Annotated in this window: 11 protein-coding genes; 7 read left to right on the top strand and 4 right to left on the bottom strand. The window is 75.0% G+C overall.

Features of this window, described 5'->3' with window-relative positions; translation table 11 throughout:
* Positions 1-278: 278 nt before the first annotated feature.
* Positions 279-818, top strand: coding sequence for a hypothetical protein (locus HH311_RS32965; protein ID WP_169187434.1), 540 nt, complete (start codon positions 279-281; stop codon positions 816-818).
* A 120-nt stretch (positions 819-938) separates the two neighbouring features.
* Positions 939-1,088, top strand: a complete 150-nt coding sequence (locus tag HH311_RS30185; RefSeq protein ID WP_169187433.1) for a hypothetical protein — start codon at positions 939-941, stop codon at positions 1,086-1,088.
* 109 nt (positions 1,089-1,197) lie between these two features.
* On the opposite strand, the gene HH311_RS30180 is transcribed toward HH311_RS30185, so the two are convergent.
* Positions 1,198-1,812: a hypothetical protein gene (locus HH311_RS30180; protein ID WP_169187432.1), complete on the bottom strand. Its 615-nt coding sequence runs from the start codon at positions 1,810-1,812 to the stop codon at positions 1,198-1,200.
* Positions 1,809-2,327, bottom strand: coding sequence for a hypothetical protein (locus tag HH311_RS30175; protein WP_169187431.1), 519 nt, complete (start codon positions 2,325-2,327; stop codon positions 1,809-1,811). The genes HH311_RS30180 and HH311_RS30175 overlap by 4 nt, the downstream gene beginning before the upstream one ends.
* 185 nt (positions 2,328-2,512) lie before the next feature.
* Between HH311_RS30175 and HH311_RS30170 the strand changes: the two genes are divergently transcribed.
* The gene (locus HH311_RS30170) at positions 2,513-2,869 is read left to right on the top strand and encodes a TraR/DksA C4-type zinc finger protein (RefSeq protein ID WP_169187430.1); all 357 of its coding nucleotides are present in this window, start codon (positions 2,513-2,515) and stop codon (positions 2,867-2,869) included.
* Positions 2,870-2,899: 30 nt separating this feature from the next.
* Here HH311_RS30170 and HH311_RS30165 read toward each other — a convergent pair whose 3' ends face one another.
* Positions 2,900-3,469: a DUF5709 domain-containing protein gene (locus HH311_RS30165; RefSeq protein ID WP_169187429.1), complete on the bottom strand. Its 570-nt coding sequence runs from the start codon at positions 3,467-3,469 to the stop codon at positions 2,900-2,902.
* Positions 3,470-3,567: 98 nt separating this feature from the next.
* On the bottom strand, positions 3,568-5,709 hold the full coding sequence (locus HH311_RS30160; protein WP_169187428.1) for an elongation factor G: 2,142 nt from the start codon (positions 5,707-5,709) through the stop codon (positions 3,568-3,570).
* Positions 5,710-5,977: 268 nt separating this feature from the next.
* Here HH311_RS30160 and HH311_RS30155 point away from each other — a divergent pair, with 268 nt between their 5' ends.
* From HH311_RS30155 to HH311_RS30140, 4 genes are all read left to right on the top strand, one after another.
* Positions 5,978-6,274, top strand: coding sequence for a hypothetical protein (locus tag HH311_RS30155; RefSeq protein ID WP_169187427.1), 297 nt, complete (start codon positions 5,978-5,980; stop codon positions 6,272-6,274).
* A gap of 69 nt (positions 6,275-6,343) precedes the next feature.
* Positions 6,344-6,643 (top strand): hypothetical protein, encoded by a 300-nt coding sequence (locus HH311_RS30150; protein ID WP_169187426.1) that lies wholly within the window; start codon positions 6,344-6,346, stop codon positions 6,641-6,643.
* A 224-nt stretch (positions 6,644-6,867) separates the two neighbouring features.
* A complete protein-coding gene (locus HH311_RS30145) occupies positions 6,868-8,340 on the top strand; it encodes a nicotinate phosphoribosyltransferase (protein WP_169187425.1) in 1,473 nt (490 codons plus the stop codon).
* Between the two features lie 78 nt (positions 8,341-8,418).
* Positions 8,419-8,607: a tautomerase family protein gene (locus tag HH311_RS30140; protein ID WP_169187424.1), complete on the top strand. Its 189-nt coding sequence runs from the start codon at positions 8,419-8,421 to the stop codon at positions 8,605-8,607.
* Positions 8,608-8,628 lie beyond the last annotated feature (21 nt).

Below are 8,628 nucleotides of genomic sequence, written 5' to 3'. Positions count from 1 at the left end.
CACCGCACCCGTCCCCAGCCGGAGCACGGTCGCCGCCACCACCGTCGCGCCCCCGAGGAGCCACGGTCCCCGCCGGCGGACGACGGTGGCGACGGAGGCGGCCATGTCGGAGAACACGCGCTGACGGCGCCCGTGGTTCAGTGACGGTCCTGTGTGGAAGATCGCGGATCGGACACGGATCGGTCTCGAAAGGGTTACGGCGCGGCGCGGTCGGGGGAGCCCCGTCGCGGTCGGCGCACCGACGTGCCGTCCCTGGACTTCGCAAGGGGGAGACGATCATGGGCAAGCACACGAACACCGTCCTCGACGAGCGCGGGCCGCGGCTGGGCCGCGGGGGCCGCGCGGTCGCCGTCGCCGGCATCGCCGGGGCCGGGCTGATCGCCGCGGCGGGGCCCGCGATGGCCACCGAGTCCCACGGTGCCCAGGAGGGTCAGCAGGGCCACTCGCAGTGCGACCACGGTTCGACCGACCGGATCGGGTCCCAGCACGGGCACCAGAGCCGCGACCACGAGCAACGCTCCGGTGGCGAGCGCGGGCACGCGTCGCCGATCAGCGACGTGACCAGCACCGTCACCACGCTGGTCGGCGGCAACGGCGGCTCGGGCGGCAACGGCACCGGCGGCGCCGGTGGTGCGGGTGGCGCGGCCACCGGTGGCCTCGGCGGCGTCAACGTCCTGTCCGGCAGCAACCTCGGCCTGCTCGGCCACTCGGCGCCGAGCACGAACGTCTCGAAGGGTGGTGACGCCTCCGCGAACGGCGGCGACGGCGGCCACGGCATCGGTGGCGGCGCCGGGGACGGACACCTCCAGAACAGCTGATCAGCAGCTGACGACGACGGCGCCCGGGCTCCCTGCCCCGGGCGCCGTCGTTTCCGTGTGTGCCGATCTCGCGGTCCCGGGGACCCGCCCGTCTCCGTACACGAGGACGAGGAGGTCCCGATGAGCGAGCAGCCGCAGCGCACCCCACGACCGAAGGCGGACTCCGACGACGACGCCGCGCGCCAGGACGTCAACCCGGACCTGCACGGCCAGGCCCGCGACGTCGAGGAGAAGCGCGCGAACGACGACCCGGAGACCACCGGCGCCTGACCAGAGGCGCGGCCCGTGCTTCTGCCGGGGGACATGGGAACGCCCCCGGACCGGCCGAGGTCCTGACGACTCGGTCGCTCGGGGGCGTTCCTCGGGTCGGAGACGAGCCTCAGCGCCGACGCTTCGCCGCGTCCGCCGCCTCGGCCAGCTCCAGGGCCTCCTGCGAGCGCTCGGCCGCCTCGCGCTCGGCCGCGACGGCCTCGGACTCGGCCTCGACGCGGGTGCGGCGCGCTTCGTGGGCCTTCTCGTCGGCCTTCTCCTGGGCGCGCTCCTCGTCCTTCGCGGCCTCCTGCTTGCGGGTGCGCTCGCGCTCCTGGGCCTCCTGCTCGCGCTGCTTGCGCTCCTTCTCCAGGCGCTCCTTCTGCTCCTGCTCCCGCTCACGGACCTGCTCGCGCGCCTGCTGGTCGCGCTGCCGTCGGTCCTGCAGGCGCTGGTCGGCGACCTCCCGGCGCGCGTCCGCCGCCGCCTCGCGCTCGGCGGCCTCGCCGCGCTGCCCGACCCGGGCGTCCTGGACCTCGCCCTGGCGGGCGAGCCCCGGGTCGCCGAGCAGCGAGCCGAGCACCTGCCGCACGCCGGCCTCGACGCTGTCCACCGCGAGGGTCGGCCCCCACTCGGGGTTCCCTCCGTTGCCCGTCAGGCGGGCGAGCAGGCCCACCGGGACCCGCGCCACGCCGAATCCGAGCGAGACCACCGGCCCCGCCACTGCCGACACCGGGTTGCTCATCGGTCCTCCTCCACCTGCTCCAGGGCCTGGGCGTCCACCCGGGCCCGCTCGGCCCGCACCTCTTCGTCGCGCGCGCGGGCCTCGGCGGCCGCGCGCTCGCGCACCGCGTCGGCCTCGTCGCGGTGAACCTGGCCCTCCTGGGCGCGGGCGGCCTGCGACACCGCCTGCTCCCGGCGGCCCGTGTCCACCTCGGCCCGCCGCTGCTCGGCCTGCCGGTCGGCCTCGGCCCGCTCCTCGCGCTCGGCGCGGGTGTCCTCCGCGGCGAGCCGTTCGCGCTCGACCTCCAGCTCCTCGGAGCGCGCCTGCGCCTCGGCCTCCCGCCGCTTCTGCTCGGCGTGCTGCTCGGCGCGCTTGGCCTCCTTGGCGACGTCGGCCTGCTCGGCCTGCAGCTCGCCCTCGGCGCGCAGGTCGTCGTTGTTGGTGACGGCGCCCGCCGCCTGCTTCACCGCCCCGGCGACGCGCTGGCCGATGCGTTGGGTCCTGCCGGTGTCGCTGGGATCGGCACCGTCGGTCATGTGTCCTCCTCGCCTGGTCCTGCCGGCCCCTGGTACCCACCGCGCCCGCCGTCGAACGACCGATGCGCCTCGGCCGACCGGCCCAGCCGTCCCGGCGATGGGCAGGGCCGCCACCGTCACGTGTGGACGGCGGCGCGGGCTGGTATCCGCACGCTTTCCGCCGCCCGTCCGACGAGGAGGACCGCATGGACGCCGAGACCGCCCGGCGCGAGCTGACCGAGGAGCGCCGCCGACTCACCGAGCTGGGGGAGTGGTCGGCGGAGCACCGACCCGAGCCCCCGGTGGAGCAGGAGGGCGCGATGGGCCAGCACCCCGGCGACTACGGCAGCGAGGTCGAGGAGTCCATGGAGCGCCAGGGACTCACCCAGGAGACCGAGCGTCAGGTCGCCCAGATCGACGAGGCGCTCGGGCGGCTCGACGACGGGAGCTGGGGCCGCTGCGTGGTCTGCGGGCGCGACATCGACGACGAGCGGCTCGAGGCCCGCCCGCAGGCCGACCGTTGCCGCGAGCACCAGGAGGAGCTGGAGCGCTCCCGGCGCTGAGCCCGCGGCGGGCGACCGGCCCGCGTGCCGTCATCCCCCGAAGTTCGGCCGGGCCGGGTCGACGTCCTCGCCGCGCAGGCGCACGTCCGGCCCGGCGGCGTCGGGGTCGTCGCCCGCGCCCTCGGCCGTGCGGTCCCCGGGGGCGGTGAGCTCGTCCTCGTCGATCTCGTGGACGGCGGCCTCCTCCGCGGCGGCCGCCCCGCCGGCGATCCCGGCGTCGTCGGCGTCGAGGACGTCGGTGGCCGCCGTGTCCGGGGCGGTCTCGTCGGCGGTGAGCCGCCCGGCCCGCTCCTGCCCGGCCTCGCTGCCGAGGTCGTCGGCGGTGGGGTCGGCGCCGGCGGTGACGCCGTCGGTCGTCGTGAGGTCGTCGGGGACCTCGCGGGCCAGGCGCTCGTCGATCGTCTCGCCGTGGCGCTGGCCCTCGGGCGTGGTGTCGGGGTCGTCCAGCCCGAACGGCCGGTTCGGGCTGACGGTCAGGGCGTCCATCGCGTCGGTGCCGGGAGGCCCGTCCAGGGTCTCGCCGCTCTCGAGCTGGATGGCCGCGCCGAGGTCGGGCTCCTCGGGCACGGCGTCGGACTCGCGGTCGTCGGGGTGCGTCATCCGCCCCGGCTACCCGACGCGGCCCCGGGACCCGCGTGTGACGGCGGGCACACGTCGCCGGGGGCGGGGACGGGTGACGTGCGACTCGTCGCGGGCCGTCAGGCGCCGCTCGCGACGGGCTCGTAGCGGCTGAAGCGGCGGGTGAAGCTCGCCGTCCCCGCGGTGAGGGCGCGCAGGTCGACCGCGTAGCGCAGGAGCGCCGTCTCCGGCACCTCGGCGCGGACCCGGGTGCTCCCGGTCCCGTCGGGCTCGGTCCCGACGACGCGCCCGTGCCGGGAGGCGAGGTCGCCGAGCACGGCGCCGAGGAGGCCGTCGTCGACGGTCACCTCGACCTCGTAGAGCCGCTCCATCACGACGGTGCCCGCCGCGGCGACGGCCTCGCGCACCGCCAGCGAGCCCGCCGTCTGGAAGGCCTGGTCGGACGAGTCCACGCTGTGGGCCTTGCCGTCGACCAGGGTCACGCGGATGTCGACCACCGGGCGGCCGGGCGTCACCCCGGACTCCAGCTGGGCCCGCACCCCCTTCTCCACCCCGGGGATGTAGGCGCGCGGGATCACGCCCCCGACGATCTTGTCGACGAACTCGACCCCGGACCCGCGGGGCAGCGGCTCGATCTCGATCCGGCACACCGCGAACTGCCCGTGGCCCCCGGACTGCTTGACGTGGCGCCCGAGCCCCGTCGCGGGGCCCAGGACGGTCTCCCGCTCGGGCACCGCCACGTCGGTCACCTCGAACACCGCGCCGGCGGCGCGCAGCCGCGCGAGCACGACGTCGGCGTGAGCCTCGCCGGTGCACCACAGGACGACCTGGTGGGTGTCCTCGTTGCGCTCGACGCGCAGGGTGGTCTCGGTCGCGGCGAGCCGCGCGAGGCCGCGGGCGACGGCGTCCTGGGCGCTGCGCTCCGCGGACACGGCGACCGGCAGCAGCGGCTCGGGGAGCTCCCAGCCGTCGATCCCGATGGGGTCCTCGACGCCGCACAGGGTGTCCCCCGTACCCCCGGCGCCGAGCCGGGTGATCGCGCACAGGTCACCCGCGACGCACCACGGCACCTCGCGCAGCGTGGCACCGAGCGGGGCGTGGACCCGCGACACGCGCAGGCCGTCGCGACCCGCCGTCGTCGTCGGGGTCGGGTCCTCGCCGTCGCGGGGGGAGGGGACCCGCAGCGGATCGCCGCAGACGGTGAGCGCGGTGTCCGGGGTCAGGCGCCCGGAGAAGACCCGCACCAGCGAGACGCGGCTGCCCTGCGGGTCGGTGCCGGTGTGGACGACCTCGGCGACCACCGGGCCGTCGGGGTCGAGGGCCACCGGCTCGTGGCGGGCGCCGTCGGGGGCGTGGGCGGCCAGCGGCGCGTGGGCGGTGGGTGGCGGGACGGCGTCGACGACGAGGTCGAGCAGCGCCTCCAGCCCCGCCCCGAGCGGGGCGCACACGCCGACGACGGGGACGAGGGCGCGGCGCGCGACGGCCGTCGCGAGGTCCGCGCGCAGCGCGTCGAGCGGCACCGGCTCGCCGCCGATCCAGCGCTCGAGCAGCGCCTCGTCCTCGCTCTGCTCGATGAGGGTCTCGACGAGGTCCCGGCGGGCGTCGTCGGGATCCTCGGCGGTGGGCTCGGGCCCGTCGCCCGCCAGCAGCGGGTGCACGACGAGGCCGTCGGCCGTCCGCTCGGAACGGGTCACCGGGACGAGGACCTCGCCCGCCTCGGCGGCGGTCACGGCCTCCCGGCAGGCCGCGAGGGCGGCCGCCTCGTCGGCGCGGGCGTGGTCGAGCCGGCTCAGCACCAGCACGGCCGGCAGCCCGGCACGCCGGCACTCGGCCAGCAGCGCCGAGGTGGGCGCCGCGGCCCCCTCGGCGGCCTCGGCGGTCCCGACGACGAACAGCACGGCGTCGGCCGCGCGCAGCCCGGCACGGACGTCGGCGAGGAAGTCGGGACAGCCCGGGGTGTCCACGAGGTTGACCTTGATCCCCCGGTGGACGAGCGAGGCGACGGCGAGCGACACCGAGCGCTGCTGGCGGCGGGCGTCGGCGTCGTGGTCGGTGACGGTGGTCCCCGCGGTCACGGAACCGGCCCGGGGGATCGTGCCCGTCAGCGCCAGCAGCTCCTCGACCAGCGTGGTCTTCCCGGCCCCCATGGGCCCGACCACCGCGACCGAGCGCACCGCCGCCGGGTCGTCCGGCGCCAGATCGCTCCCGCCCCGCGGGCCGCGTGCTCTCCGGGCGGTCTCGCCCGCCGTCCGTCCACCCATGGTGACCACCTCGCGCGCGTCGTCCTCCCGGCGCGGGGGGTCCGACCGTCGCGACACCGCGCCGACGCCCCTAGTTCACGCGAGTGACCGAGGTCACGGCAAGGGCCGAGCGGCGGGTTCTCGTCGGAACGGGTGGTCGGTCCACCGGCCGGGGGACACCACGGCCGGACACCACGGCCGCTCGGACCCCGGTGCGAGCGCCGTCCGACCTGCCCGGTGGTGACCTCCGGTACGGGTTCGCCGGCCCGCCCCGGCGTAGCGTCGCCGGATGGCGAAGACGCAGAACAGCACGGAGGTCGCCGCCACGCCCACCGGCGCCGCGCCCGAGATCGCGCTCCGGAACCGTCCGGTGCCGGACGGGAACGCCGGATGGGCCGACACCGTGGAGGGCGCCCTCACGGCGTCGCTCCGGGTGGTCCGCGACGTGCTGCCGGCCTCCCGGATCCCGGTCTACCTCGCGGGCTCGGCGCTGCTGGTCACGGGCCTCATCGACCCGCCGGTCGCGCTCGGCGCGGGGCTGGCCTACGAGGCGCTGCGACGGTGGGAGCCCCGCGCGGCCCGGTGAGCGGGCCGGGATCCACTCGTTCGCACGGCGACATGACGTCCGCCCGCGATCAGGCCCTAACCTGAGCACGTGACCATCCAGGACGCGGGGGGACGGGGCCCCTCGGCCGGAGGGACCGAGCCCGGCGAGCGGCTCGACACCCTCGTCCCCGGGCTCGCCGACGCGTGCGTCGACCTCCTCGACGCGGTCTACGACCGGGTCGACGAGACCGGCCCCGGCCGCCCGGTGCTCCTGGCCCGGCTCTGCGCCCGCCTCCAGCCCACCTGGTCCACCGCCTCGCCCGACGAGCGTGTCCTTGCCCTGCTCGACGCGCTGCGGACGGTCCTCGGTATCCGCGGCGACGACCAGCCGCCGAGCGACCTGGCGTAGTCGCCGACCCGCTGGTCCGCCCGGGATCGCGGGCCTGCTCGCCGACCTCTCAGGCAGCGGTAGAAACGTTAATATCTCGTTGCCAGGTGTCCTCGGCGCTGGAACGCCGCTCAGATCGTGGGTGAGGCTGGTCCCTCGCCGGGTCGGACCCTCTGGGTCACGCACGGGCCCTCCGTCGGACACGTGCTGAATCGGCTGCTGGGTAGAAACGACTCTCGTGGAAGGTGAGCCGCCTGATGGGCTACCTGGACAACCTGATCATCAACACCGACAACTACAAGCACTGCCACTACCCGCTCTACCCGCCCGGCACGGAGTACGTCTCGAGCTACATCGAGTCGCGCGGCGGTGCGTGGCCGGTCACCCAGTTCGTCGGGCTCCAGGCGTTCCTGCGCGAGTACCTGATGCGTCCGATCACCCTCGAGGACATCGACCAGGCGGAGTTCGTGGTCCGCGAGCAGGGCATGCACTTCAACCGGGAGAACTGGCTCGGCATCCTCAACGACCACGACGGGTTCCTGCCCGTCGAGATCGAGGCCGTGCCCGAGGGCACGGTCCTGCCGGCCCGCAACGTGCTGGTCCAGGTGATCAACACCGATCCGAAGTACTACTGGGCGACGAGCTTCTTCGAGACCGCGCTGCTGCGGGCCGTGTGGTACCCGACCACGATCGGCACGGTGTCGTGGCTCTCCAAGCAGGTCATCAAGGAGGCGCTGGCGCGCACCTCGGACCACCCGGAGCTGATCCGCAACACCCTGCACGACTACGGCGCCCGCGGGGTGAGCTCACAGCAGTCCGCGGCGCTCGGGGGCCTGGCCCACCTGGTCAACTTCGACCAGAGCGACACGGTGCCGGGGATCCTCGCCGCCAAGCACTTCTACAACGCCGGCAAGGTGTCGAACTCGGCGCCGAACGCCGAGCACGCCGGGTTCTGCGCCTGGGGTCGCGACCACGAGGTCGACGCGCTGCGCAACGCGCTGGAGACCTACGCGAAGGAAGGCGCGATGCTGCTGCTGACCGACACCTACGACCACGAGTACTGCATCAAGCACATCCTGGGCGGCGAGCTCAAGGAGCAGATCCGGAACTTCCCCGGCCTCGTCGGCGCGCGTCCCGACTCCGGGGACATCGTGAAGGTCACCTCGGACACCACCGAGTGGCTGATGGAGGCCTTCGGCTACGAGGTGAACAGCAAGGGCTTCAAGGTTCTGCCGCCGTTCATTCGGGTCGTCCAGGGCGACGGGGTCACCTTCGACAGCCTGCCCGAGGTCTACATGGAGATGGAGCGGCGCGGGCTGGCCGCGGACAACGCCGTCTTCGGGATGGGTGGGGGCCTGTTGCAGCACTGGAACCGCGACACGATGAACTTCGGCCAGAAGGCCAGCGCGGTGATGGTCGACGGCGAGTGGCGCGACATCGCGAAGGCGCCGACGGGCGCGTCGTTCAAGGCGTCCAAGAAGGGGCGACTCGCCCTCAAGTACGAGGACGGCGTCTACACCACCGTGCCCAAGGGCTCCATCCCCGAGTCGGAGAACGTGCTCCAGCCCGTGTTCCGCGACGGCAAGCTGCTCAAGAAGTGGGACTTCGCCGAGCTCATCGCCCACAGCGAGCGCGAGACCCCGGAGTCGTACTACATCGATCACATCGGCCCGATGCGCACGGTGTCCTCCGAGGTCGCCGTCACCGCTCCGGCCTGAGCACCCCGTGGTCGGCGGTGGACGGGGAGCACGCCGCGCTCCCCGTCCACCGCCCGGCCGAGCCCCCGAGAGGACGACATGCCGTACGTCGAGGTGAAGGTGTTCGAGGAGCGGTTCGAGGACGAGACGTTCGCCCCGCGGATGGTGGAGGCCATCACCCGCGCCGTCTCCTCCGTGATCGGCGACGAGGCGGGCGGTGACGCCACCGTCATCGTCGAGGGAGTGCCGCGCTCGCGGTGGGGACACGGCGGCAAGACCATGGGCTGACGCCGGACGCCCCGGCCGGTC

The sequence above is a fragment of the Actinomycetospora sp. TBRC 11914 genome, from assembly GCF_012933465.1.
Classification (GTDB): Bacteria; Actinomycetota; Actinomycetes; order Mycobacteriales; family Pseudonocardiaceae; genus Actinomycetospora.
The sequence above is the reverse complement of the archived record's forward strand: the minus strand, read 5'-3'. Positions and strand labels throughout refer to the sequence as shown.